Genomic DNA, 26,266 nt, shown 5'->3' on the forward strand with positions numbered 1-26,266 from the left:
GGTACCGGGGAGATCGCCGGGAGCAATGCTCCGTTCCCTGCGGCTGGTTGTGTCGTAGTAGAGCGAACCGCGAGCGTGCTGGCCGGACTATGCTGCGAGGCGCCGTAACCACCGCTGCGCTGCCACGGGGCGTGCTGCCCGCCAAAAGCAGGTCTCCCACCGTGACCGGTCCCGCGGGCAAGGCACCCTGCACCCCACGGACGCGTCGCTGAGCACGTCGGGATTCGCCCCGGTGTAGCCCCGTGGCCTTGGTCTGCCGATCTGGTCGTCGCCGCGCTGTGCCTGGAACGCCACGTGGCCGTAGACGTTGAGCAGGGGGAACGCGACCGGCGAGTGGTCGTTCTTCAGCAATACGACGTCGGCCTTCTTGCCCACTTCCAGGCTGCCCAGATCGTGCTCGCGGCCGAGTGCCGACGCGCCGCCGAGGGTGGCCCATGTGCTCACGAGCCCGGTCCGCACCCAGGGTGGTGCGCATGGCGGAGAACAGGTCACCGCTCCACCACACGCTGAGGTCCATCGACAGCGAGACGGGGATGCCGTGGGCGCGGACCGCCCAGGTCGTCGGGTGCCCTGCCCGGCGCTCTGCTCGCTCTCGGTCGACACGGAGACCGAACCGCCCGTCGCCGCGATCCGGTGGCAGGAGTCGGCCGACAGCGTCGAGGCGTGGACGTACACGGTCTCCGGCGTCGTGAAGCCGTGGCAGTACATCAGCCTGATTCCGTCGTCATTGGTGGCGCCCCACACGCGCGCCGGCTGTCAATACGACTTCGTCCTGCAGCCGCAGTGACGGGGCACTGCAAGCGTTGCCAATGTTCTGGAGCTCCGCCGGGGAGGAAGCCAGAAATGGCGCTTCCGGCGGCATTCTCGCAGCTCTCCGGTCCACCGGATAGGGATCGCTTTTCATTGGAGCCGCCTGTCGGGACCGTCATCGGCCCCGCCTATCAAGGGCAAGGAATTGCCTCTTTGACGTCGAGTCATGGGCAGACGTAGCTTTTCGGGGCGGAGCATTGGCGACGATTTCTGTGAAATCCGAAGCCCGCTCGGCGCTTGCCTGCATTTCCAGGCGCACCGATGCGTGGCAGCGGAAGGGAAGGCAGGCCGGACCATGGGTGTCCTGGAAGATCCCACTGACGACCAGCTGGCCGTCACCCCTCCCAAGAAGTGGGCGACCGGTCTCCCCGCGGTCACCCATGCCCTGCAGTACTCGCTGAGCCAGACCTCGCCCCGGCGGACGATGCTGACGCTGCTGAACATCAACCAGGCCAAGGGCATCGACTGTCCGGGCTGTGCGTGGCCGGAGCCGGAATCCGGGAAGCGGCACCTCAACGAGTATTGCGAAAACGGCGCCAAACACATCAATGACGAGGCGACGTCGCGGCGTGTGGGACGTGATTTCTTCGAGCGTCACACGGTCGAGGAGTTGGGCCGCAAGTCCGATTACTGGCTCAATCAGCAGGGGCGGTTGACCGAACCCATGGTCAAACGACCTGGATCGGACCACTACGAGCCCATCGGCTGGGAGGAGGCGCTCTCCTTGATGGCTCAGGAGCTGCGCCGACTCGACTCGCCGGACGAGGCCCTCTTCTACACCTCCGGTCGGCTCAACAACGAGGCGGCGTTCCTTCTCCAGCTCTTCGCCCGCGCTTTCGGCACCAACAACCTGCCGGACTGCAGCAACATGTGCCACGAGTCCAGCGGTTCCGCGCTGATGCAGACCCTCGGCGTCGGCAAGGGCAGCGTGAGCCTCGACGACCTCCACAACGCCGATCTGATCTTCGTCGTGGGACAGAACCCCGGGACGAACCACCCGCGCATGCTGTCGGCCCTGGAGGAGACCAAGCGCAACGGCGGCCACATCGTCGCCGTCAACACCCTCCCCGAGGCCGGACTGATCCGTTTCAAGCACCCGCAGAAGCCCCGCGGTGTGCTCGGCCGCGGCACGGCCATCGCCGACCAGTTCCTGCACATCCGCGCCGGCGGCGACCTCGCCCTCTTCCAGGCGCTGAACCTGCTGCTGCTCGAGGCCGAGGACGCCCATCCGGGCACGGTCGTGGACCACGCCTTCATCCAGGCGTACAGCACGGGATTCGAGGCCTTTGCCGAGCATGCGCGCAAGACCTCCTGGGAGGACGTCCTCGCGGCCACCGGTCTGTCCCGCGAGGAGATCGAAGAGGTTCACGAGCGCGTCCTGAACGCCAAGAGCATCATCGTCTGCTGGGCCATGGGCGTGACCCAGCAGAAGCACGGCGTGCCCACGATCCGCGAGATCGTCAACTTCCTCATGCTGCGCGGCAACATAGGCAAGCCCGGTGCCGGGGTGTGTCCGGTGCGCGGCCACAGCAACGTGCAGGGCGACCGCACCATGGGCGTGTGGGAGCGAATGCCGCAGAGCTTCCTTGACGCCCTCGGGCGTGAGTTCGGGTTCACCCCACCGACCCGGCACGGCTACGACTCCGTCGACTCCATCCGGGCCATGCGTGACGGCAGGGCGAAGTTCTTCCTCGGTGTGGCCGGGAACTTCGTCAGGGCCACCCCGGACAGTGAGGTGACCGAGAAGGCAATGCGCAGCTGCCGGCTGACGGCGCACATCTCGACCAAGCTCAACCGATCCCACACGGTCTGCGGCCGGACCGCGCTGATCCTGCCCACGCTGGGCCGCAGCGACCGGGACATTCAGGCCGGCGGTGAGCAGTTCGTCACCGTAGAGGATTCCATGAGCATCGTGCACACCTCGCGAGGACGGCTCAGGCCCGCCTCCGACGAACTGCTGAGCGAAGTGGCGATCATCTCCCGACTGGCCCGTCTCACGCTCCGTGACTCCCCGGCCATCTCCTGGGAGGAGTTCGAGAAGGACTACGGCGCGATCCGTGACCGGATCTCCCGTGTCGTGCCGGGGTTCGAGGACTTCAACGAACGTGTCACCCGGCCCGGCGGCTTCCTGCTGCGCAACCCCGTCAACGACCTGACCTTCAACACCTCGACCGGCAAGGCCGTCTTCACCTGCAACGATTTCGAGATGCTGGACGCGCCGGCAGGACACCTCATCCTGCAGTCCCTGCGGTCGCACGACCAGTGGAACACCATCCCCTACGCGATGAACGACCGCTACCGCGGCATCCACAACGGTCGCCGCGTGGTCCTGGTCAACCCCGAAGACGTGCAAGCCCTGGGACTGGCCGACATGCAGATGGTCGACCTGGTGAGTGTCTGGCACGACGGCAGCGAGCGCCGAGCCGAGGACTTCCGTGTGGTGCCGTACCCGACGTCCCGCGGTTCGGCCGCCGCCTACTACCCGGAGACCAACGTCCTGGTGCCCCTCGACAGCGTCGCCGACGTCAGCAACTGTCCCACCTCCAAGGGCATCGTGGTCCGTCTGGAGCCCGCCGCCGACCGCACCCAGCGATCGCTCCCTCAGGGTGGCGCTGCACACCCTGGGTAACGACTTCGGTCTGGCCATGGGGTGCCGCCCCGGTCAGCGAGGGAGTCATTCATGCGCCCCGCCGGGGTGCCGGGCATCCGCTCCCTGCGTGCGTGCCACCGCGCGGTGGAGCATGGCAGAGGGCCGGGCGCGGATCGCCTCCGACCCGGTTTCTCCCTGTCCGACCGGCAGCAGGCAACCCAGCGTCTCTTCGACACCACGGGTCTGTGTGACGATGGTGGCGCCGCAACGCATAGGCAAGGTCATCGGGCAGGCGCCCCGTACTCACCCCGCCGCGGACATGGCCGCGGAGGCCGGCCTGCCCCTGCTGGGTTTCCTGCGCGGCCGGTCGGTCGGCGCCTGTGCGGCGTTGAACGGGTCGCCGTGCCTCAGCCCGTCGGATGACGCACGGCCGCGTCATCGGCCGTTGCCGAGTGCAGGAACGGGGCGGGAAGTCGCTCCAGGGCCCTGAGGTCGAGGCCCCGCGCCGCGTTCAGGAGCGCGTGCACCGTCACCGACTCCGGGTCCCGGCGGAAGGCGACCAGACCTATCCGGGCCGCCAGAGTGGGCTCGGCCATGGGCAGCGCGCGCAGCCCAGGCGGGACACCGAGGGCATGGAGCCAGGCCACGGGAACGATCCCGGCCCAGCGGCCGGTGGTCACGTGCGCGATCAGCGAGGCGAACGAGTCCGTCTCCACCCGTGCTGTGGCCTCGCTTCCGGCGTCGGCGAAGCACGCGTCCATCATGCGCCGTCCCTGCATGGTGGGGACGAGCAGGCACAGCGGCAGCTTCGCTGCCGCGTCCCAGGGCACGGCCGTGCCGTCGTCGAACGGGGCACGGGTGGTCTCGGTGAGCAGGACGTACTTCTCGCTGTACAGCGGCACCACGCGGAAGGCCGCTCTCACTTCGTCGTCCACGTAGGTGAGAGCGGCGTCGAGGGAGTGGTCCCGGAGCATCGCCAGAGCGTCCCGCGACGTCAGATCCGTCGTGACCTGGACGCTCAGCAACGGATGACGCAACGTCAGTGACTCGACCAGGCGCGGGACCGTGGTGGAAGCCGTGGGCACCGTACCGATGCGGACTCGGCCACCAAGACCGGTGCGCATGGCCTGGACGTCGTCCGTGAGAGCGCTGCGGTCAGCCAGGATCTGCTGCGCCCACATCACGACTCGCTCGCCCTCCGCGGTCAGGCCGTCGAAGCGTCGTCCTCGTTCGATGAGTGGGATCTGCAGTTCCTCTTCGAGCTTGCGAATCCCCTCGGACAACGAGGGCTGGGTCACCCCACAGGACTCGGCGGCGCGGGCGAAGTGCTGTTCCCGGGCCACGGCCACCAGGTATTCGAGCTGCCGGAAGAGCATGAGGGAGGTGGCCTCTCCGTGTGGGCCGGTGTTGTACCCAAAGGATACGGACTGTCTCTGTGTCCAACTCCACCTGGCCGGTCGAGCGACCCTGTCCCACGTTGATGTGCCATCAACTGTCGCGATGCAGACCGCGGGATCGAGGACGGCTTCGAGGCCGCCTCGGGTCAGTACCAGGGTCGCCCGCCGCGATGGTCAGTGCTCGTGGTCGTGCGGCTCGTATCCGGGAATGGTCCCGTCCGGCTTCTTCACCAGGAACAGCCCCACCATCCCCATGTCGGAGTGGCTCTGTACATGGCAGTGGTACATCCATGCACCCGCTCCGACGCCCTCGCCGGCGATGACCTGGAAACCGAAGGAGTCCGCCGGGCCGACGATCTTGTTGTCGATCACCTGACTCGGGTCGTCGGGCCCGGTGAGCGTGCCCGTGCGGTTGTCCGCCCAGCGGTGACCGTGCAGGTGGAAGGTGTGGTAGTACTCGCCATGCGTGATCATCACGAACTCGACCCGCTCACCCACGGTGGCCTCGAAGTCGGGCCCTGAGTGCGCCGGACGGTTGTTGATCGTCATGTCGTTGAAGACGATCGTGTGCGTCCGGTCCGGCAAGATGTCTCCCTTGCGGCGGACGATCACCGGGCCGTAGAGGCCCTTGCGGATGCCACCGGTGCCGTGCTCGGTGCCGACGACGTGGTCGTGATAGTGCCAGTAGCCCGCGCTGCCCGCCCGCCAGGTGCCGTCCTGGCGGCGGCCGGGCGCATGGGTGCGCCAGGTGTAGGTACGGGTGCCGCCCGGCTCGACATCGCTCTTGTTCAGTTTCGTTCCGTCACTGGAGACCTCGTAGTCCAGGCCGTGGACGTGCAGGCTGGCCGGCACGTCCATCGTGTTCTCGAACTCGATGTGCAGGGTGTCGCCCTCGTCGAGTTCGATCAGCGGGCCGGGAATCGTCGCCTTGCCCTTCTCGAATCCGTAGCCCATCTGCCCGTCGGCCAGCTTCTCGGCGTACAGCTTGATGTGTTTGACCTCGCTCCCGGCCGCGGCAGTCTTCGCCGGACCGTCCGCGGCGGCGGACTCCGGCGCCAGGGACATCGATGTCGCGACGGCCGCGCCGCCCAGCAGCACCCGCCTGTTGAAGCTGCGTCTGTCCATGGCCAACTCCCCACGCTGGTACGGAATGTGCAAAGACGTAGCTGTGGTGAACCTGTGAGACGGTACCGGCCGCGACGGGGTTTATCCACACTCAGGACAAAGTTCGATGCATCGCGGTCATATCTATTGGCGAACCGTGCAAAGAGGTCTAGCTTCCTTGGCGCTGTTGCTGCGACCAAGGAGGGGTGGGTGACCACGTGCGGTTCACATCGCATCAAAAACCCATGCACTTACGAGGGTTGAGCACGAGAAGCACGACAAGCACGACAAGCAGGAAAAGTGGAACAACCGCGACAAGACGCCTCTGGCCGGCCGCTTTGACCGCGGGCGCCCTCGCCGCCAGCCTGCTGTCGGGCCCCGCCGCCAGCGCGCGTCCGGCCCCGGAGCCGTCCCTGACAACGATGTCGATCAAGTCGCCGCCGGGCGGCTCGAACGTACGGGTGCTGATCTTCCACGGATCCGCCGCGGCCGGGGACGAGTCGCCGATCGTGAACGCCGGAATCGAGGCCATCGAGCGGATCGGGCTGTCCGGTCCGGCCAACCAGCGCTTCAAGGTCGAGGCCACGGACGACGCCTCGGTCTTCACCAACAGCACCAGGCTGGGCCGTTACAACGCGATCGTGTTCCTGACCGGCGGCGGTGACGTCCTCGATCCAGAGCAGGAGGCGGGCCTGGAGGCGTACATGGAGGCCGGCGGCGGATTCGTCGGCATCCACGACGCGGCCCGCGCGGAGCCGTACTCGGACTGGTTCACCGGCCTCGTCGGTGCCCGCCCGGCCGCCTCCAGCCCGGCGAACGTCCAGCGGGCCACCGTCGAGGTCGGCGACCGGCACCATCCGGCCACCAAGGACCTGCCGCTGCAGTGGAAGCGGCCCGACAAGTGGCTCAACTGGGTGAAGAACCCGTCCGGCGAGGTGCACACCGTGGCACGGGTGCGGGAGTCGACGTACCAGCCCGGGACGAGCGGCAATGGCTGGGACCACCCGGTCAGCTGGTGCCGGGACTACGACGGCGGACGCTCCTTCTACACCGGCATGGGCGGCACGGTGTCGTCGTACGACGAGACCGACTTCCGCACCCACTTGCGCGGTGCCCTGTTGTGGACCACGCGGCTGGTGCAGGCCGACTGCAAGGCCACGATCACCGGCAACTACAAGGCGGAGCGGCTCACCCAGCCCAACCAGCCGGGTCAAAGCGACCAGATCGGCGAGCCGCACGGCCTGGTCACCGCACCCGACGGCCGCGTGCTCTACATCGGCAGAGGCGGTGCCGACGGCTCGCAGCCCGTGATCACCGACTGGAACAACCCCGACATCGGCAAGGGCAAGGGTCAGATCCACGTCTATGACCCGAAGACCAAAAAAGTCACATTGGCGGGCGAGTTGACGGTCTTCGGCAACAAGGGCGGCGGCGACGAGCTGACCAAGGTCGAGGAGGGCCTGCTCGGCATCGAGCTGGACCCGCGCTTCGAGCAGAACGGCTGGGTGTACCTGCACTACACGCCGCACTCGCAGATCAACCGCGACTCGCACATGGCCGAGCGGCGCGTCTCCCGCTTCACCCTGGACCTCGCGACCAACAAGCTCGACCTGGGCAGCGAGAAGGTGCTGCTCACGTGGCCGGTGCAGATCCACAGCTGCTGCCATGCGGGCGGCGGGATGGCCTGGGACTCCAAGGGCAACCTCTACATCGCCACGGGCGACAACAACTCCAGTGGATTCAGCGGCGGTTACTCGGGCAACAACCCCCAGCCCAACTACAAGGGCGTCTCCTTCGCGGACGCGCGCCGCACGGCCGGCAACACCAACAACCTCAACGGCAAGATCCTGCGCATCCACCCGGAGCCCGACGGGACGTACACGATTCCCGAAGGCAATCTCTTCACCGGCAAGGAGACCGAGGAGGGCGGCGGCAAGACCCGCGGCGAGATCTACGTCATGGGCGTGCGCAACCCGGCACGCATCTTCGTCGACAAGTCGAGCGACATCCTTTACGCGGGCTGGGTCGGTCCCGACGCGAGCCAGCCGTCACCGACCTGGGGGCCGGCCAAGTACGACACGTTCGCCGTGATCACCAAGGCGGGCAACCGGGGCTGGCCGTACTGCATGGGCAACAAGCAGCCCTACCGCGACCGCAACCTGCCCGATCCCTCCCAGCCGCTGGGCTGGTACGACTGCGACCACCCGAAGAACGAGTCGCCGAACAACGACGGCCTGGTCAACCTCCCGCCGGTCACCGGCAACAACATCTGGTACTCGCCGCAGGGCGGTGCCCCGGACTACCCGCGCGACGCGAACGGCGTCCCGTCGTACAAGCCGGAGGAGGCCGCCTACCGGCTGCCCTGGCTCAAGGGCGGCGGCCAGGCCGCGATGAACGGACCGGTCTACCGCTACGACGCCACGAACGCGAACGAGACCAAGTGGCCCGCCTACTGGGACGGCAAATGGTTCGTCGGCGACTTCTACGACGCCGACCAGCCGCGCAACGCCGTGCTCATGGACCCCACGACACAGGGAGACGGCGGTCTTCCGGTGCACTCGGAGTCGCTGAAGAAGATCGTGCCGATCGGCAACGACGGCATCAAGAACCTCATGGACTGGAAGTTCGGTCCGGACGGCGCGCTGTACGTCCTCGACTACGGCCGCGGCTTCTTCACCTCGGACTCCAAGTCGGCCCTGTGGCGGGTCACGTACACGGGCGGCGGGCCCACGCCGGCCGCCGACCAGCTGGCGAGGAGGACCGCGTGAAACGGCAGTGGAGAATCTGGGCCGCCCTGCTGGCCGCCCTGCTCATGATGCTCGGGCTGCAGACGGCGTCCGCGGCCGGACAGCCGGCCGCACGAGCCGAGGCCCCCGCCGCCCAACAAGTGCTCACCTGGACCGCCGGCGACGACATCACGAAGTACGTGTCGGCGCCCACGACGGCGGTGGCGGGTCCGGCGACGATCGTCTTCGAGAACAGCGCGGCCACCGGCAACACCACCGGCATGCCGCACACGCTGACGTTCGTGACCGACGATCCCGAGTACAACAGCGACGTCCAGCTCAACATCCTGGCCAACCCGAACGACGACATGGGCGGACGTCACACGGCCGAGGTCACGCTCACACCCGGCCGGTACTTCTACCACTGCACGATCCCCGGCCACGGACAGATGCAGGGCATCCTGGTGGTGACCGAGGGCGGCGGCGAGGACACGACACCGCCCGAGACCTCCGCCCAGGTGACCGGCACGCAGAACGCGCAGGGCGAGTACGTCGGCTCGGCGACCGTCACGATCGGCGCCACCGACGAGGGCGGCAGCGGCGTCGACCGGATCGAGTACGCGATCGGGGACGCGGGTGCCTGGCAGCCGTACACGGCGCCGATCGTCGTCGACGAGGTGGGCAGCCACAAGGTCCGCCACCGCGCCCTGGACAAGGCGGGCAACGTCTCGGCCGAGAAGAGCGCCGAGTTCACCGTCGTCGCTCCGCCGTCCGACGACACCACGCCGCCGGAGACCTCGGCGACGGTGAGCGGCGAGCGGAACGCCGACGGGGCGTACATCGACATGGCCACGGTCACCGTCACCGCCTCCGACACCGGCTCCGGGGTCAACACGATCGAGTACGCCGTCGCCTCGGGGACCTGGCAGCCGTACACCGGGCCCGTGATGGTGCACCAGCTCGGCACGCACACCGTGCGCTACCGCGCCACCGACAAGGCGGGCAACGTCTCCGCCGAGAAGAGCGTGGAGTTCACGGTCGTCGCTGCGCCGCCGCAGGACACCACCGCGCCGGTGACGGGCGTGACCCTCGAGGGTACGAAGAACTCCGACGGCGCATACGTCGGCAACGCCGAGGTGACGGTGAGCGCGACGGACGAGGGCGGCTCGGGTGTGGCGAGCGTCGAGTACTCGCTCGACGGCGGGCCCTACCTGGCGTACACCACCCCCGTGGTGGTCGACCGCGCGGGTGCCCACACCGTCGCGTACCGGGCGAGCGACAAGGCGGGCAACACCTCCGAGGCGCAGACCGTGAGCTTCACCGTGGTGGCGGGCGGCGGGGTTCCCGCACCCAACTGCCCCGAGTACGACGAGCGGTTGACGGTGATCGTCGGCACGGTCGACTCGGGCGTGCCCAACCGGGTGACGAACAACCGCTGCCGGATCAACGAGCTGATCGAGGACGAAAAGGAGTGGACGTCCCACGCGCTGTTCCTGAAGCACGTCAAGACCGTCCTGGACCGGCTCCTCGACGAAGGCGTCATCGACCAGCGCGAGTACAACGCGATCCAGCGGGCCGCACGCCAGTCCACGATCGGCCGACCGGGGCAGACCGAGGGCTACCGCAAGATCTTCGACGGCAGCCCCGAGTCCTTCGCCAAGTGGGAGCAGGTGGGCGGCGGTTCATTCGCCCTGAACGCCGACGGGTCGATCACCAGCGGCACCACCAAGCCGGGCCTGGGCATGCTCTGGTTCCCGCAGCGCAAGTACGGCGACTTCTCGCTGAAGCTCCAGTGGCGTGATGACGCTCCCGGCACCGGGAACGCCAACTCCGGGGTGTTCGTCCGCTTCCCATGGGTGCACGACCACCCGGAGGAGCCGCGTCCGGAGTGGGTGGCCATCAAGTACGGGCACGAGGTGCAGGTCCTCGACCGGTCCGACGGCGACATGTACAAGACGGGCTCGATCTACGGCTTCGACCGGGTGGGGCTCGCCGGGGCCGGCGTCACGCAGAAGGGCACCTGGAACGACTACGAGATCCGTGTGGTCGACCAGCACTACTCGGTCTACCGCAACGGTGTGCTGATCAACGAGTTCGACAACATCGGCGGCCAGGACTTCTACCCGCCACGCTCGGACGACCCGGGCACGGACGGGCGACGGTTCGCCTCAGGCTACATCGGACTGCAGGTGCACAGCACGACGGATGTGATCTCCTACCGGGACATCCGGATCAAGGAGCTGTAGGGAGCGCCTGCCGGCGCTCGGCTCGCCCGTACCCGCCCGGGTCCTCCCTGCGTCTGGGATACCCGGGCGGGCACGTCAGGTGGCCGAGCCCGAGGTCGCTGGCGGTCGGCAGCGCCGCGGCCGGTCCGGAGCTGCTGCCGAAGCGGCGGCACACGGTGCCCTTGCCGTCCCTCCCGCGGCGGCCGCCATCTGGTCCATGGAGACGTCGCCCACGCCATGTTCGGCGAACAGCCCGGCGGCGGCCTCGAGCATCGCCACGCGATCACGCGCCGCATCCGCCCGCTCCTTGGGAGGCGGTGGGGGGTGGCCGGCCGTGCGGGCGGTGACCCCACGGCGAAGTTCGCCTCTCTATGGGCAGCCGACTACAGCACTCACCCCCCCGGCCGAGCCGAATCGCCCGCGGCCCGACGAGCAGGTGCCCTCGGACTGCGCAACGGAACGGGCGTCCAGCGCATCGCGAGGTACGCCCGCCCCCGCCGCACCGGCATCGGCCTCCGCTCTTGAGGCCATCCGCCGGTTACTTGCCTGTTGGTCGGCTGCTCGTCAACGGCGCCCCCTGACCGCGAGGACCTCGGTCAGATGCCGACGTAGGCCGCGAGATGCTCGCCGGTGAGGGTGGAGCGGGCGGTGACGAGGTCGGCGGGGGTTCCCTCGAAGACGATCCGGCCGCCGTCGTGGCCCGCGCCGGGGCCGAGGTCGATGATCCAGTCGGCGTGCGCCATGACCGCCTGGTGGTGCTCGACGACGATGACCGATTTGCCGGAGTCGACGAGTCGGTCGAGCAGGCCGAGCAGCTGCTCGACGTCGGCGAGGTGCAGGCCGGCGGTCGGCTCGTCGAGGACGTAGACGCCGCCCTTCTCGGCCATGTGTGTGGCCAGCTTGAGCCGCTGCCGCTCGCCGCCGGACAGAGTGGTGAGCGGCTGGCCGATGGTGAGGTAGCCGAGCCCGACGTCGGCGAGTCGCTCGAGGACGCGGTGTGCCGCAGGCGTGCGCGCCTCGCCGGCGCCGAAGAACTCCTCGGCTTCGGTCACCGACATCGCCAGCACCTCGCTGATGTCGCGTCCACCGAGGTGGTAGTCGAGGACCGATGCCTCGAACCGCTTCCCCTCGCACTCCTCGCAGGTGGTGGCGACGCCGGCCATCATCGCCAGGTCGGTGTAGACGACGCCGGCGCCGTTGCAGGTGGGACAGGCACCCTCGGAGTTGGCGCTGAACAGCGCCGGCTTCACGCCGTTGGCCTTCGCGAAGGCCTTGCGGATCGGGTCGAGCAGTCCGGTGTACGTCGCCGGGTTGCTCCGCCTGGAGCCGCGGATCGCACTCTGGTCGACCGACACCACACCCGCGTCAGTGGGGATCGACCCATGGACCAGCGAGCTCTTGCCTGAGCCGGCGACGCCGGTGATCACGGTCAGCACCCCGAGCGGGATGTCGACGTCGACGTCGCGCAGGTTGTGCGCCGTCGCGCCGCGGATCTCCAGCGTGCCGGTGGGCTTTCGCACGGTCTCCTTCAGGGAGGCCCGGTCGTCGAAGTGACGGCCGGTAATGGTGCCGGCGGCCCGCAGTCCCTCGACGGTGCCCTCGAAGCAGACGCTTCCGCCCGCCGTACCTGCGCCGGGACCGAGGTCGACGACGTGGTCGGCGATCGCGATCACCTCAGGCTTGTGCTCCACGACGAGCACTGTGTTGCCCTTGTCCCGCAGCCGCAGCAGCAGGTCGTTCATCCGCTGGATGTCATGAGGGTGCAGGCCCGTGGTGGGCTCGTCGAAGACGTAGGTCACGTCGGTGAGCGAGGAGCCGAGGTGGCGGATCATCTTGGTGCGCTGTGCCTCGCCGCCCGACAGCGTGCCCGACGGGCGGTCCAGCGAGAGGTAGCCGAGGCCGATCTCCACGAACGAGTCGAGGGTGTGCTGCAGCTTGACCAGCAGCGGTGCCACCGACGGCTGGTCGAGGGCGCCCACCCATTCGGCCAGGTCGCTGATTTGCATCGCGCAGGCGTCGGCGATGTTGATCCCCTTGATCTTCGACGCCCGGGCTCCCTCGCTGAGCCGGGTGCCGTCGCACTCGGGGCAGGTGGTGAACGTCATCGCCCGATCCACGAAGGCACGGACGTGCGGCTGCAGCGCGTCGACGTCCTTGGACAGCATCGACTTCTGGATCTTCGGGATCAGACCCTCGTACGTCAGGTTGATGCCCTCGACCTTGATCTTGGTCGGCTCCTTGTGGAGCAGGTCGTGCAGTTCCTTCTTGGTGTACTTGCTGATCGGCTTGTCCGGGTCGAAGAAGCCGCAGCCGCGGAAGATGCGGCCGTACCAGCCGTCCATGCTGTAGCCGGGGATCGTGAGCGCCCCCTCGTTGAGCGACTTGCTGTCGTCATACAGCTGGGAGAGGTCGATGTCGGTGACCGAGCCCCGGCCCTCGCAGCGGGGACACATGCCGCCGGTGCGGCTGTAGGTCGCCTTCTCCGCCTTCTTGGCGCCGCGCTCGACCGTGATCGCGCCACTCGCCCGGACGGAGGGGACGTTGAAGGCGTACGCACTGGGCGGGCCGATGTGCGGCTGCCCGAGCCGGCTGAAGAGGATGCGCAGCATCGCGTTGGCGTCGGTGGCAGTGCCGACCGTGGAGCGGGGGTCGGCACCCATCCGCTGCTGGTCGACGGTGATCACGGTCGTCAGCCCGTCGAGGACGTCGACCTCGGGCCGCGCCAGCGTCGGCATGAAGCCCTGCACGAAGGCGCTGTAGGTCTCGTTGATCAGCCGCTGCGACTCCGCCGCGATCGTGTTGAACACCAGCGAGCTCTTGCCCGAGCCGGAGACACCGGTGAACACCGTCAGCCTGCGCTTCGGGATCTCTATGCTGACGTCCTTGAGGTTGTTCTCGCGCGCGCCGTGCACGCGGATCAAATCGTGGCTGTCGGCAACGTGCAGCGCAGGCGACTGCGTGTCCGTCCTCGTGGCCATGCTCATCGTGTCTCCATCTGTCGGGCGGGGCCGCCTGCGCGGTCTCCTTGGGCGTCGCCTGGCTCGATCTGACCGGCTTCGAACACTACGTGGGGTTCTCCTTCGTCGGCGCGGTCGCGGCAACGGTCGGCTGTCTACCCTATGGGCGGTGTCGGCAGGGGTGGCAGCAGAACCGAGGCATCCACCCCGCTTCCGGCCGGGGGGCCTCTGGGTCCCGGTCGCGGGTGAGCCGATGCCCGGTCTCGGCACTCATCGGTCCCGAAGCGGCTCAAGGACGTTGCCATCGGGCTGGTCACGGCGGCCTGCCCGGCGGTCGCCAAAGGCGTCGCGCGCGGGCTCCTGCGCGCTGCCGTCTGCGCAGGTCATGGCTCCTGTCGCCGGACGGCTCCGCGCAGCTCGTTGATACGGATCAGGTTGCCCGCGGGATCGCGGAAGGCGCAGTCGCGAACACCGTACGGCTGCGTGGTCGGCTCCTGGACGACCTCGGCGCCGCTGGTCTGCAGCCGCGCGTAGACGCCGTCGAGGTCGGCGGTGGCCAGGGTGATGCGGGCGTAGCTGCCCTTGGCCATCATCTCGACGATGGTGCGGCGTTCGTCGTCGGTGATGCCGGGGTCGGCGGCCGGCGGCTCCAGGACGATGGACGTGCCGGGCTGGTCGGCGGGGCCGACCGTGGTCCAGCGCATCCCGTCATATCCGACGTCGTTGCGGACCTCGAAACCGAGGGTGTCGCGATAGAAGGCCAGGGAGGCGTCCGGGTCGTCATGCGGGAGGAAGGTCCAGTGAATGGTGAGGTCCATGGCGGTCACGCTAGCTGCGGCTCTGTGACCCGGGCTTCTCCATTCCTGATCGGTCTGGTCACCCGTCCCGCCACGCACGTCGGCATCCCCGCCGTCGCGCGAGCAAGCGCTGCACCGATCGGCGCCGTGCGCCGGGACGGCACCTCGGGCTCCGGGGCAGCCGCTCTGAAGGGGGGCGATTCGACCTTGCTCTTGCCGAGAACGTCATCCACCCTGCTCAGGCGGCATGTTGGTACTCGTGGAGGAGGCCGCCGAGTCGGTCGGTTCGACGTATGGCAAGGCGAGCGATTTGTTCCGGGTTGTCGATCGGCTCGGGGAGGGCGCAGAGGGGGCGGGCGTTCGCGATGCCCTGGTGCGGCCTGTGCTCGTTGTAGCCCTGTTCGAACTCCCGCAGGGCGTGGAGCAGATGCCGCTCATTCCAGATGAGGGTCCGGTCCAGCAGCTCGCGGCGGCAGGTCTGCACCCACCGCTCCATGATGGAGTTCATACGCGGCATGCGGACACCGCTGAGCACGACCTCGATGCCCGCGTTGGTGAGGACGGCGTCGAAGAGTTCGGGGAACTTCCGGTCTCGGTCCCGGATCAGAAACGGTGCCCGGCATCCGGCGTCTTCGAGGTCCATGACGAGATTCTTCGCGGCTTGCGTCACCCAGGATGCGGCGGGGTGCGCGGTGGCGCCCAGGATCCGGATCCGGCGGCTGGCGTGCTCGATTACCGCGAATACATGACAGCCGCGCCCCGGACAAGGTGACCGTTTCCAGGAAGTCGCACGCCAGCAGGGCGTCGGCCTGGGAGTGCAGGAAGTCCGTCCACGTGCTCGTAGCGCGCTCGGGTGCCGGGTCGCCCCGGCCTCCTTGAGAATCTCCCAGATGGTAGATGCGGCCACCTTGATCTGGAGGACGAGCAGCTCGCCGTGAATGCGGCGATATCCCAAACCGGGGTTCTCCCGTGCGAGCCGCAATACCAAGAGCCGGATCGAGCGCACGGTCCGCGGCCTCCCCGGGCGCATGGGCCGGGAGCGGCCAGCGTGGCGGCGTGCGACCAGCTCGCGGTGCCAGCGCGGTACCGTGTCCGGACGTTTTTGTTGATCGTCGCGTGAGTCGCTCGGGCGGGTGATGTGGCGTCTGAGGCGGTGCTGCGCCGCCAGCTCGGCGTCCTGCCGCGCCTTGCCTGGCCCGACCGCGCAGTGCTCGCAGCCCTGGCCCGGCACCTGCCGGCCCGCCTACGCCGCCTGGTCACCCCAGGAACCCTGCTTATCTGGCACCGCCGAGTGCTTCGCTGGAAGCGGAGCAACGTGCAGGCCGGGTCGTACCGGTCGGGAAGCCGCCGGTGAGCGGGGCCGTGTCACGGCCCCGCTCACCGGCGGCTTTGACTACCTCGGCTCAGTTCGGGCTGACCGTGAAGGGTAGCCGAACACGGGTCACCGAATCAGCGCCGGCCAGCGTGATGCTGGTCGAACCCGGCTTCGCCGTCCCTGGAACGCTGATGGTCGCGCCAGAGATGACGCCGTCACCGTTCGCGTGCACGGTGGTGGAGGCGAGGCCGTTACCGAATCTGATCGTGACCGCTTCGTTCGCCGCGAACCCGGAACCGTTGACGGTAATCGCCGTACCGCGCGGTCCCGAGGTGGCCGATAGCATCACCTGCGGTTGGTACGTCGGCACTGCCGGCTGCTCGGTCACCTGGACGGTTGCCGTCGCCGGTGTCCGCGAGGACTTACCGGCGGCAGTGATGGAGTACCGGCCGGGCTGCGCGTCATCGGACGCCGCTATCGACGCGTGTACCGCTCCCGTCGCCGAGGCCGCGACCGTCAAGGTGCGCGCCGGGCTGGTGACGAGCTTGACGGTCACCTGCTCGCCGGCGGCGAACCCGCTGCCGTTGATGGTGATCGGGTCACCGGCGGAGACGGTGGCGGATGCCGACGCCGAGATCGACGGCTGCAACTTCGCCTGGCCCACGGTCACGGTGAACGTCTCGGTACTGCTCGACCTCGTGTCCCACGTGGTGACGTGCACCGTGTACGTGCCCTCCTGCACGTACGTGTGTTGTCCGCTGATCGCGCCGGACGAGTCGACTGTGGCGTCGGCCGGAACCGTGCCGTCACCCCACTGGACGCGGGCCTGGTAGCCCGTCGAGCCGGGGACGCCACCGGTCACCGAACCGAGGTCCGCCGAGAGGACCGTCCCCGGGGTGGCCGTCCGGTCCTTGGGGGCGGTGGTCGCCAGCGCGGCGTCCGGCGTGCCGTCGTGGGCGATGGCGAACACGTGGATCCTGCCCGCCGAGCCCGGGTCGCCGGTCTGTGTCGGCAGGGTCACCGAGACGAGCGTCTTGCCCGCCGGGATCTGGTACGGCGTGGTGGCGAACAGGAACGGCTGTGCACCGTCCCGGCTCGTGCCGAGCAGTCGGTACGCGGTCTTGGCAACGACGATGTTGCCGAAGGACGGCGTGCCGTTGGCGTTGCCGCCCAGCGTCCAGTCGCTCATCTGGATCGGGATGGCAGCGGTGCTGCCGTCACTGAACGTCGCCGTGCCGGTGGTGCTCTGGTTGCCCTGCGTGCCGGCGCCGATGAACGAGATGCTCTTCGCGTCGGCCGGCAGTTCGACCGCGATCGTGCTGCCGTTGCCGGTCGCGCTGTCCGGCTGCCCGGCCGGAGCCGCGGGCAGCGTGAAGTACAGCCCTGTTCCAGGTACCGCGTGGTTCTGGCCCTGGGTCACGCCGGCCGCCGCAAGAGCGGAACGCGAGTACGCGAACGCCTTGCTGTCGCAGTTCGCAGCGAGGACGCCGTCGTCCCCGATGCACACGGTGTCGAAGGCCGCGGTGAGACTGGAACTCGGCGCGTAGGCCACGTCGACTCCGACCGTTCCCGAGCCCTGGGCCTCGCCGTCGGTCACCGTGACGCTGGCCTGGTAGTAACCGGGCTTGGCGTAGGTGTGCGAGCCGCTGACGCTGTACACGCCCCGCGAGCTCGGGGCCGTGGTGCCCGTGGTGACCGGCGAGCCGTCACCCCAGTCGACCGTGGCCTGGTAGCCGCTCGCGGTGCCCCCGGTGACGGCGGCCAGCGGCGCCGAGACCGCGATGCCGGATGTCGCGTGCAACCCGCTGCTCGCGGCGCTGACCGTGAGGTCGCCGCCACCGAGCTGGACGTCGCCGCCCGCGAGCAACTCGATCTCGGCGAGGTTGGTCTGCGCGGCGCCGGCGGTCTCCTTCACGACCAGGCGGAACCGTGCGAACTTCCCCGGATTGCCGATCTTGAACGCCCGGGTCTGGTTGCGCGACGGGAACACCTCGCCCTTGCGGGAGTCGACGGTGGTCCAGGTGATCCCGTCGTTGGAGCCCTGCAGCTGCCAGTCCGTCGGGTCGCCCGCGCTCGCCCCGGAGGTGAGGGTGTAGTACGTCGGCGTCTGCTTGCCGCCGCGGTAGACCCAGCTTATCTGCGGCGTGCCGGTGGTGAAGGTCATCTGCGTGGTCGACGAGTCGTCGAACAGCTTCGACGCGTCCTGCCCGTCGCTCGCGGTCGCGGTGCCGAGGCCGGGGCCCGTGGTGTCCTGGAACGGCTTGGGCACGTCATTGCCCTCGGTCAGGGACGGGGGCGCCTCGTTCTTGCCGGTGCCCCAGGACGACGGGTGCGAACCCATCTGGAAGTCGATCGTGCCGCCGTGGTCGAGCACGGACGAGTCGATCGACACCCCGCGCTGCGACTTCCCGTTGACCTTCACGCTCTGCACGTAGACGTTCTTCGTGCTGTTGTCCGGCGCGTTGACGACGATGTCGCCGCTCTTCCGGTGGACGGTCATCTCGGTGAACTGCGGCGAGCCGATGGCCCAGTTGGAGGAGCCGGCCTGCAGCGGGTAGATGCCCAGCGAGCTGAGGATGTACCACGACGACATCTCGCCGTTGTCCTCGTCACCCGGGTAACCCTGGCCGATCTCGTCGCCGACGTAGAGGCGCTGCAGGATCTCCCGCACGATCGCCTGCGTCTTGGACGGCGCACCGGCGTAGTCGTACATGTACGGGATGTGGTGCGACGGCTGGTTGCTCATGCCGAGCTGGCCCATGCGCACCGCCTGCGCCTCGAGCATCTCGTGGATCGTGCCGCCGTACCCGCCGGGACGGTCGGCGTTCTCCGGGGTGGCGAAGAACTGGTCGAGCTTCTGCTCCAGCCCCTTCTGCCCGCCGTACAGGTTGGCCAGTCCCTGGCCGTCCTGCTGCGCGGTGAACGCGAAGTTCCAGCCGTCCGTCTCGGTGTAGGCGTTACCCCAGTCCAGCGGGTTGCCGGCGAGGAACTTGCCGTTGGCCTCGCGTCCCTCGAAAAACTTCGTGTTCGTGTCGAAGAGGTTCACGTAGTTGCGGGCACGCTGCAGGAAGTACTGCGACTCCTCCTTGATCCGCTTGCGCTCCGACTTCGGTGTGGCCGGGTCCTTGGCCAGGGCCGCGCCCATGTTCCCGATGCCGTAGTCGTTGATGAAGCCTTCCAGCGCCCACGACACCGACTCGCCGGTGGAGGTCGGCGTGTAGCCGAGGAACAGCCCGTTCTCGATGCCCTTGCGGCCGACCTCGCTGCGTCCGGACGCGACGGTCGCGTCCTTGACCGCCGCGTTGTACGCGGCGAGCGGGTCGGGCACGTTGACGCCGTTGAGGTAGGCCTCGGCCAGTGCGACGTTCGCGCTGGTGCCGGTCATCAGGTCGGCGTAGCCGGGTGACGACCAGCGGGCTATCCACCCGCCGTCGCGGTACTGCTGGACGAAACCGTCGGCGATCTTGGCCGCGACGTCCGGGTACAACAGCGAGTACGCGGGCCACACGGTGCGGTAGGTGTCCCAGAACCCGTTGTTGACGTAGATCTGCCCGTCGACGACCTTCGCGCCGGTCTGTGTGGCCGTTGACGTGCCGGTCGGCGCCGACACCGGGCTCGCGTACTGCCAGTGCGGCGCGGCGGCGGTGCCGGTGTTCTCCGACTGCGAGTTCGGGTACAGGTTCAGCCGGTAGAGGTTCGAGTACAGCGTGACCATCTGCGTCCCGGTCGCGCCCTTCACCTCGATCCGGCCGAGCCGGTCGTTCCATGCCGCGGTGGCGGCGGCGTGGATCTGGTCGAAGCTCTTACCGGTGACCTCCAGGTCGAGATTCCTGTGAGCCTGGTCGACCGAGATGAACGACGTCGCGATACGCATCGTCACCTGCGAGTTAGCCGAGGTGTCGAAGGTGGCGGACGTGGCGGAGGACGCCGTCGGTGCCCGGTCGAAGGTGCCGTACACGAACATCCGGCTGCGACCGGCTGACAGACCGCTGCCGTTGTCGACCCAGCCGGTGAACGTGCCGTCCGTACCGATGGTGAACGTGCCATTGTAGAAGACGAGGCTTCCGGTGGCCTTTCCGGACGGGAAGGTGAACTGCATGATCCCACCGTGGTCGGTGGGCGACATCTGCGCGATCAGGCCGTTCTGCGCAGTGACCCGGTAGAAGTCCGGCCGCGCGATCTCGTCGTTGTGGCTGAAGGCGAGTGCGCGTGCGCCGGGCGCTCCGGTGAGCGATCCGCCGGCCGGCACCGGCATGACCGACATCTGGTTGCGGTCACCCATCCACGGGCTGGGCTCGTGCGAGATCGCAAGTCCCTGCAGCGTCGGCAGATTGGCCGCGTTGTTGCCCTGCTGGTAGTCGTACTCCCAGGAGTTGGACGCGGCGTTGGTGACCGGCGTGAAGAAGTTGAAGCCGTTCGGCATCGCCGAGATCGGCAGGTTGTTGCCGCGCGAGAACGAGCCCGATGCGTTGGACCCGCGCCGGGTGTCGACGTAGTTGGTCAGGCTGGAGCCGTCGATCGGCGTCGGTGTGCCCGCCACAGTGATGTCGTCGAGCCAGCCCTGGAAACGAGTCGAGGCGGTTGCCTTGGGGTCGTCGTAGGCGAGCAGGATGCGATCGATCGTCTTGCCGTTCGCGACCGCCCCGATCTCGGACTGCACCGCGTTCCACTGGTCGGCGTAGAGCACCTTCGACGCACCCTGCCCGGCGGCCGTCAGCGCGTAGCCGTGCTGGTCGACGGGTGAAAGCCCGCTCAGGTAGCTGCCGTCGGTGAAGTGCAGGTCGACGGCCGCGTAGGTGGACGGGTACTGAGCGTCCTTGCCGGTGAACTCGGGGAAGATCTTGTACGACAGCCGGGTCTTCGGCCCGACCGGGATGTTGACGTCGAACAGCTTGTTGGTCGCGTACGAGCGACCGTCGGCCTGTGCTCCGCCCGAGTACCGCAGCGAAGCCACTCCGGTGAACCCGGCCCCCGGCTTCATGTTGTAGCCACTGACCGGGCCAGTGCCGACGACACTGACCATCGGGGTGGCCGGCGGCATGACGTTCGAGCCGTCGCTGATGTTCCAGTCGGCGAGCTGGACGATCGAGTCACCGGAGTTCGCGGTGACGTTCAGCCGGTAGTAGGCGTAGGCGGTCGTGTTGGTGAAGCTGTAGGTGTTGGTGGCGAACCGCCCACTGAAGCTCACCCCCGTCCGTCTGTCCAGGTCCGTCCACGTGCTGCCGTCGTTCGACCCCTGCACGGTGAAGTCCTTGGGGTCGCGGCTCGGCGCGTCGTTCGCGGAGGTCAGCGAGTACTTCACTACCGTCGCGGGCTTGGCCAGCTGGTAGGCCACCCAGCCGGTCTTGTCGAACGCCAGCCACTTGGTCGACGGATTGCCGTCTTTGAGGTTCGCAGCGATTTCGCCCGGCGGGTTCTCGGCGCTCGCGGTCACCGCGCTGACCTGGTCGAGCAGGCTGCCGGGCAGTCCGGAGGGGCTCGATCCGCTCAGATTCGTCTGGACCGGCTTGCCGTTCGCGTCGATCTCGACGGTGCTCGTCGCGGGTCGCGGGTCGGCCGACTCGAACGAGGAGCTGAAGTTGCCGGGCGGCGGCGCCGCGGCGCTCGCCGCGGGTGCGACGACGAGCACGCCCACCGGCAGCGACAGGGCTATAGCCGCGCTGACCCATCTTCGGGGGGACAAAAGGCTGGCAAAGGGGGAATATGACACAAATGTGCCTTTCATCGACAGAGGTCGAGAGCGTCGAACGTCGGAGTGAAGAACCTGGTTGCCGCGGTCGATCGACCGCGATGGATCGCGAGTACGCCTCACGGGCACTCGGAGCCTTGCCGCATGCCGACCCTGGATCGGCGCTCAAGAAGCGGTTCGGCTTTGACGGCGGGTCAGCGCGGGGTGGCGTCGGGTGGGTTGCCGTAAGGCTGCGGCAACCGCCGTGACCGTTGCTGTGAGTTGGGACGTAGGCCTTGAACCATGCGGAAGCTCCATGAGGGGATGGTGAACTCGTAGAAGGGCACACCTAGCCGGAGATCGCGGTTAGCCTGATCCTTTCGGACAACGTTGTCAAGGTTGATCGCTTATGGCTTGCAGAGAATCAACACCCTTTCTTGATGCGCTTCCAGGAGCGGGCGGACTTCGTGGTTCGCGCGGCTGATGGTCATGGCGGTGACACCGAAGAGCTGGCCGAGGAGGTCATGGTGGCGAGCTTGCGCAGGTGGAGCACGGTGACCAGGATTCGGTCGGCTGGGGAGGGTTTGGCTTTTGCGCCTGTGGCGGGGGCTACCAGGCGTTCGCGACCGCGACGCGTGCGGAGCACTTGCTCAAGTTGAGCCTCCAGCTCGGGAGTCAGTGTCTCGATGAGTGCGTTGAGCTGCTGACGGGTCATGGCGGTCAGTTCCGGGTCCTGCAGTGAACGTGGCGCGAGCTGATGTGAGGTGTTCGCCGGCGTCTGGTCCTGGATGCTGTGTGCCGGAGCCGCCTGTGCGGGCAGTTGGGGGTGGAGGGTGTAGTTCCAGTCGCCGTGGAAGCGGTGCCGTGTGATGGGCAGGGCGTCGAGGTCCTCGTCGCTGACCTGGACGCCGGTGGGGTACTGACCGGTGTCGAGTTCGGCATGCACCGTCAGGCCGGTCTTGGTGGTGGTCGCGGCGATGCTTTGGACGATGACTTCGTGGCTGGTCAGGGGCCTGCCGCGCCAGTTCATGGTGATGTGGGAGAACAGCCTGTGCTCGATCCGGTTCCACTTCGACGTTCCGGGAGGCAGGTGGCAGACGGTGATTGCCAGGCCGGACTCGGCTGCGAACTGGGCGAGCTCGGTCTTCCAGGTGCGGGTGCGGTAGCCGTTGGAGCCGCCCGCGTCGGCCGTGATCAGCAGCCGGTCGGCGTGCGGGTAGTCGTGCCGGCCACGGGCATGCCACCAGCGGCGGATCGATGCGACCGCGAAGGCTGCGGTGTCGTGGTCGCACCCGACGTTGACCCAGCCGGTGTTCGCGGTGATGTCGTAGATGCACCCATGCCCGTTGAAGTGGCGGGCGTACGCATGGAGAATCTTCTCGGCGTGGCCGCGGTCGTAGATCAGCAGTCGGTCGGTGCACTCCTCGCGCACCGATCGCACGAAGCGTTCGGCGTGCGGGTTGCAGTTGGGACTGCGTGGGGGGATCTTGACCACGGCGATGCCCTCGCTCGCGAAGACGGCGTCGAATGCGGCCGTGAACTTCGCGTCCCGGTCGCGGATGAGGTGGGTGAAGTCGGCTGCTCGGTTGCCGAGTTGCCAGAGCAGCTGCCGCGCCTGCTGGGTGGCCCAGGCGGCGTTGGGGTGGGCGGTGACGCCAAGTACGTGGACTGTGCGGGTGCGGACCTCCATGACGAATAGGGCGTACAGCCGCTGGAGGCCGACGGTGTCCACATGGAAGAGGTCGGTGGCGAGCAAGCCGCTGGCCTGGACTTTGAGGAACGCTGTCCATTCACCGCGCGCCGGTTGTCGGCGGGGCGCCGGGCCGTGGCCGGCTTGCCGGAGCACGCGGCGGACGGTGAGCGGGCTGATCTTGTGTCCGAGTCGGAGGAGTTCGCCGTGCACGCGCCGGAAGCCCCATCGGCGGTTCTCGACGCCGAGTCGGATGATGAGGATGCGAAGTTCGTCGGGTATCGGTGGCCGTCCTGACGAGGGCGGCTGGGTCCACTTCTGCTGGACCAGCCGCTGGTGCCAGGCGAGGAAGGTGCGCTGTGAGACGATGCGCCGGCCGCGCAGTGCTCGCGGCAGCAGTCCGGCGAGGGCAGCGAGCAGTGCGCGGTCCGGCCAGGTTGGCTTGGGTGTGGCGACTTGGCGGCGTAGGACGGCGACCTCGTGCCGCAGGATGAGTAGCTCGGCGTCCTTGGTGGCCGAGGATCGGCAAAGCAGTGCGAGCCAGGCGAAGATCCGCGTGGTGAAGAGATAGATCATCCGTATGGGCACGAGCACTGATCGCGTCAGACCGCGCGGAGATAAGCTGAGGTCAGGCTTGGTGAAGGGGTTTTGAAGCGGTACGGGCCTCGGACGACTCGCGCACGACCGCTTGGGCCAGCCAGGCGTCCGGCTCGCCGATGCGCACGGCGCCAGGGTTCGCCTGCGTCGACGAGGCCTCGTTCCCGGCTACCGCATGGTTGTCGCCCACGGCGTTTCTCCCTCCTCTTGGCGCGCGGCCCGGAGGCCCGCAGTGGCGGGCATACGCCGGGCGCCGGGCGCGCCTTCTCGTTGATCGGCATTGTCGACAGCATGGCGTGGTCACCTTGAATAAGGAATACTGCATACAATGTCACGCGTCGGCGAGCGAAGAGGAGCCGCTCATGTTGTTCCGGCAGCTCGAGTACTTCGTGGCGGTGGCCAGGGAGAAGCACTTCGCGCGGGCGGCGGATGCCTGCTACGTCTCGCAGCCGGCGCTGTCGATCGCCATCGCCAAGCTGGAGCGGGAGCTGAACGTCACTCTGATCAACCGGGGGCGTACCTTCGAGGGCCTGACCCCGGAGGGCGAGCGGCTGGTCGTGTGGGCCAAGCGGATTCTCGCCGAGCATGACGCGTTCAAGGCCGAGGTGGCCGTCATGCAGTCGGGCATCACCGGGACGCTTCGGCTGGGGACGGGGCCCACCGTGTCGACGACGACGGGGCTCCCGGTGGCCGCGTTCTGTGCGATGCATCCGTTGGCCAGGGTGAAGGTCTGCTCGCGGCTGTCCTCGGCCGAACTGGTCCGGCAGCTGCGCGATTTCGAGCTGGACGCCGCCATCGCCCACTTCGGGCCTGACGACCGGGAGGGCCTGGAACTGATGCCGCTGTATGAGGAGCAGTACGTGCTGCTGGTGTCCGGTGAGCACCTGGTGCCCCCGGCTCCCACGATCACCTGGGCGGAGGTGGCCCAGCTGCCGCTGGCGCTGCTCTCACCGGACATGCGGTTCCGTCAGTTCATCGACAGCGCCTTCGAAAGCGCCGGAGTCGTGGCGACCCCCCAGGTGGAGACGGACTCCGTCGCGTCCCTCTGCGCCCATGTCGCCACGGGGGCGTGGGTGAGCGTCGTCCCGCACACCTGGCTGAACGTTATGCCGGTGACCGGCGGGACCAGGGCCGTCCGGCTGGTGGAGCCGGACGCCAGGGCTCAGATCTCGGTGGCGATCCACGCGGCGACTCCGGGTTCGGTCGCGGCCAGGGCGTTCCGCAACGTGGTCGCGGGGCTCTCGTTGGACGAGGTTTTCGTACCGGAGTGGTCGGACCGCGCCGCCGTAGCAGGCACGGCCGAGGAACCCCACGATGGGCAGTCGCGGAACTCCGCGGGTCGGGCTGACCCCATCCAAGGGCCGGCAGGGAGCCAGCCTCCCACGCACTGCCGTCGGCGTGCCCGCGAGCGCCCCGTTGCGGGGGCAGCCGCTCTGCGCCCGCATTGATAAACGCCGTAAATCAGCTGGTTGGCAAAGGATCTTGGACGCGTCGGCCCCATGGCGCGGATGGTGAGACACGGAAGACGAACTGCGCGACCCTCTAGGGAGGATCCGGACCATGACGGACGCTGTCGTACGGGACACGGGCGTTGAGGGCGCCGACGAACCGGCCGCTTTGACCGACGGGATCCATCTGGTCGTCGACGCGCTCAAGCTCAATGGCGTCGAGACCATCTACGGGGTCGTCGGTATCCCGATCACCGACCTGGCTCGTCTCGCGCAGGCGTCAGGCATCCGCTACATCGGTTTCCGGCACGAGAGCGATGCCGGGCACGCGGCGGCGGCGGCCGGGTTCCTCACGCAGAAGCCGGGCATCTGCCTGACGGTGTCCGCGCCGGGCTTCCTCAACGGGCTCGTGGCGCTCGCCAACGCCACCACCAACTGCTTCCCGATGGTGCAGATCTCCGGTTCCAGCGAGCGGCACCTGGTCGACCTTCAGCGGGGCGACTACGAGGAGATGGACCAGCTGGCGGCCGCCAAACCGTTCGCCAAGGCGGCCTACCGGGTGCACCGCGCCGAGGACATCGGGCGTGGCCTGGCCCGCGCGATCCGCACCGCGATCTCCGGGCGCCCCGGAGGCGTCTACCTGGACATCCCGGCCGCGGTGCTGGGTGAGGTCATCGATGCCGAGAAGGGCGCCGCGTCGCTGTGGCAGCTGGTCGACCCGGCGCCGCGCCAATTGCCGCAGCCGGAGGCCGTGGACCGCGCGATCGACCTCCTCGCCGGCGCCGAGCGGCCGCTGATCGTGCTCGGCAAGGGCGCGGCGTACGCGCGGGCCGACGAGCCGATCCGCGAGTTCGTCGAGAGCACCGGCATCCCCTATCTGCCGATGTCGATGGCGAAGGGCCTGCTGCCCGACGACCACCCGCAGTCGGCGGCCACCGCGCG

The 26,266-nt window shown here is 68.3% G+C and carries 13 protein-coding genes and 4 pseudogenes; 6 read left to right on the top strand and 11 right to left on the bottom strand.

Going from position 1 to position 26,266, the window contains the following annotated elements; genetic code table 11:
• Positions 1–87 precede the first annotated feature (87 nt).
• Positions 88–444: an amidohydrolase family protein gene (locus ACZ3TS_RS35270; protein WP_467625917.1), complete on the bottom strand. Its 357-nt coding sequence runs from the start codon at positions 442–444 to the stop codon at positions 88–90.
• Between the two features lie 121 nt (positions 445–565).
• Between ACZ3TS_RS35270 and ACZ3TS_RS35275 the strand changes: the two genes are divergently transcribed.
• The gene (locus ACZ3TS_RS35275) at positions 566–787 is read left to right on the top strand and encodes a hypothetical protein (RefSeq protein WP_467625918.1); all 222 of its coding nucleotides are present in this window, start codon (positions 566–568) and stop codon (positions 785–787) included.
• Between the two features lie 318 nt (positions 788–1,105).
• A complete protein-coding gene (locus tag ACZ3TS_RS35280; protein ID WP_467625920.1) occupies positions 1,106–3,439 on the top strand; it encodes an FdhF/YdeP family oxidoreductase in 2,334 nt (777 codons plus the stop codon).
• Positions 3,440–3,807: 368 nt separating this feature from the next.
• Here the strand turns inward: ACZ3TS_RS35280 and ACZ3TS_RS35285 are convergent, their stop codons facing one another.
• Both ACZ3TS_RS35285 and ACZ3TS_RS35290 read right to left on the bottom strand, forming a co-directional pair.
• The gene (locus ACZ3TS_RS35285) at positions 3,808–4,776 is read right to left on the bottom strand and encodes a LysR family transcriptional regulator (RefSeq protein ID WP_467625921.1); all 969 of its coding nucleotides are present in this window, start codon (positions 4,774–4,776) and stop codon (positions 3,808–3,810) included.
• Positions 4,777–4,971: 195 nt separating this feature from the next.
• Complete coding sequence (locus tag ACZ3TS_RS35290) at positions 4,972–5,922, bottom strand: multicopper oxidase domain-containing protein (RefSeq protein WP_467625922.1); 951 nt, start codon at positions 5,920–5,922, stop codon at positions 4,972–4,974.
• Between the two features lie 224 nt (positions 5,923–6,146).
• Here ACZ3TS_RS35290 and ACZ3TS_RS35295 point away from each other — a divergent pair, with 224 nt between their 5' ends.
• Positions 6,147–8,669: a ThuA domain-containing protein gene (locus ACZ3TS_RS35295; protein ID WP_467625924.1), complete on the top strand. Its 2,523-nt coding sequence runs from the start codon at positions 6,147–6,149 to the stop codon at positions 8,667–8,669.
• A 44-nt stretch (positions 8,670–8,713) separates the two neighbouring features.
• On the top strand, positions 8,714–10,873 hold the full coding sequence (locus ACZ3TS_RS35300; RefSeq protein WP_467625937.1) for an OmpL47-type beta-barrel domain-containing protein: 2,160 nt from the start codon (positions 8,714–8,716) through the stop codon (positions 10,871–10,873).
• A 575-nt stretch (positions 10,874–11,448) separates the two neighbouring features.
• Here the strand turns inward: ACZ3TS_RS35300 and ACZ3TS_RS35305 are convergent.
• The 8 genes and pseudogenes from ACZ3TS_RS35305 to ACZ3TS_RS35340 form a co-directional block, all read right to left on the bottom strand.
• Complete coding sequence (locus ACZ3TS_RS35305; RefSeq protein WP_467625925.1) at positions 11,449–13,836, bottom strand: ATP-binding cassette domain-containing protein; 2,388 nt, start codon at positions 13,834–13,836, stop codon at positions 11,449–11,451.
• A 356-nt stretch (positions 13,837–14,192) separates the two neighbouring features.
• The gene (locus ACZ3TS_RS35310) at positions 14,193–14,627 is read right to left on the bottom strand and encodes a VOC family protein (RefSeq protein ID WP_467625927.1); all 435 of its coding nucleotides are present in this window, start codon (positions 14,625–14,627) and stop codon (positions 14,193–14,195) included.
• Between the two features lie 217 nt (positions 14,628–14,844).
• Positions 14,845–15,744: pseudogene (locus ACZ3TS_RS35315) on the bottom strand (integrase core domain-containing protein).
• A 265-nt stretch (positions 15,745–16,009) separates the two neighbouring features.
• Entirely contained in the window at positions 16,010–21,556 is a 5,547-nt protein-coding gene (locus tag ACZ3TS_RS35320; RefSeq protein ID WP_467625928.1) for a GH92 family glycosyl hydrolase, read from the bottom strand.
• A gap of 461 nt (positions 21,557–22,017) precedes the next feature.
• Positions 22,018–22,328: pseudogene (locus tag ACZ3TS_RS35325) on the bottom strand (transposase family protein); the annotation flags it as partial.
• A 75-nt stretch (positions 22,329–22,403) separates the two neighbouring features.
• Positions 22,404–22,922, bottom strand: a pseudogene (locus ACZ3TS_RS35330) (ISAzo13 family transposase); the annotation flags it as partial.
• A 24-nt stretch (positions 22,923–22,946) separates the two neighbouring features.
• Positions 22,947–23,855 (bottom strand): annotated as a pseudogene (locus ACZ3TS_RS35335) (integrase core domain-containing protein); the annotation flags it as partial.
• A gap of 52 nt (positions 23,856–23,907) precedes the next feature.
• A complete protein-coding gene (locus ACZ3TS_RS35340) occupies positions 23,908–24,066 on the bottom strand; it encodes a hypothetical protein (RefSeq protein WP_467625930.1) in 159 nt (52 codons plus the stop codon).
• Positions 24,067–24,238: 172 nt separating this feature from the next.
• Here ACZ3TS_RS35340 and ACZ3TS_RS35345 point away from each other — a divergent pair, with 172 nt between their 5' ends.
• Both ACZ3TS_RS35345 and ACZ3TS_RS35350 read left to right on the top strand, forming a co-directional pair.
• Complete coding sequence (locus ACZ3TS_RS35345) at positions 24,239–25,324, top strand: LysR family transcriptional regulator (RefSeq protein ID WP_467625932.1); 1,086 nt, start codon at positions 24,239–24,241, stop codon at positions 25,322–25,324.
• 112 nt (positions 25,325–25,436) lie between these two features.
• The coding region (locus ACZ3TS_RS35350; RefSeq protein ID WP_467625933.1) for a thiamine pyrophosphate-binding protein at positions 25,437–26,266 on the top strand (830 nt) is incomplete at its 3' end.

It is taken from the genome of Streptomyces sp. NPDC022910 (assembly GCF_055561075.1).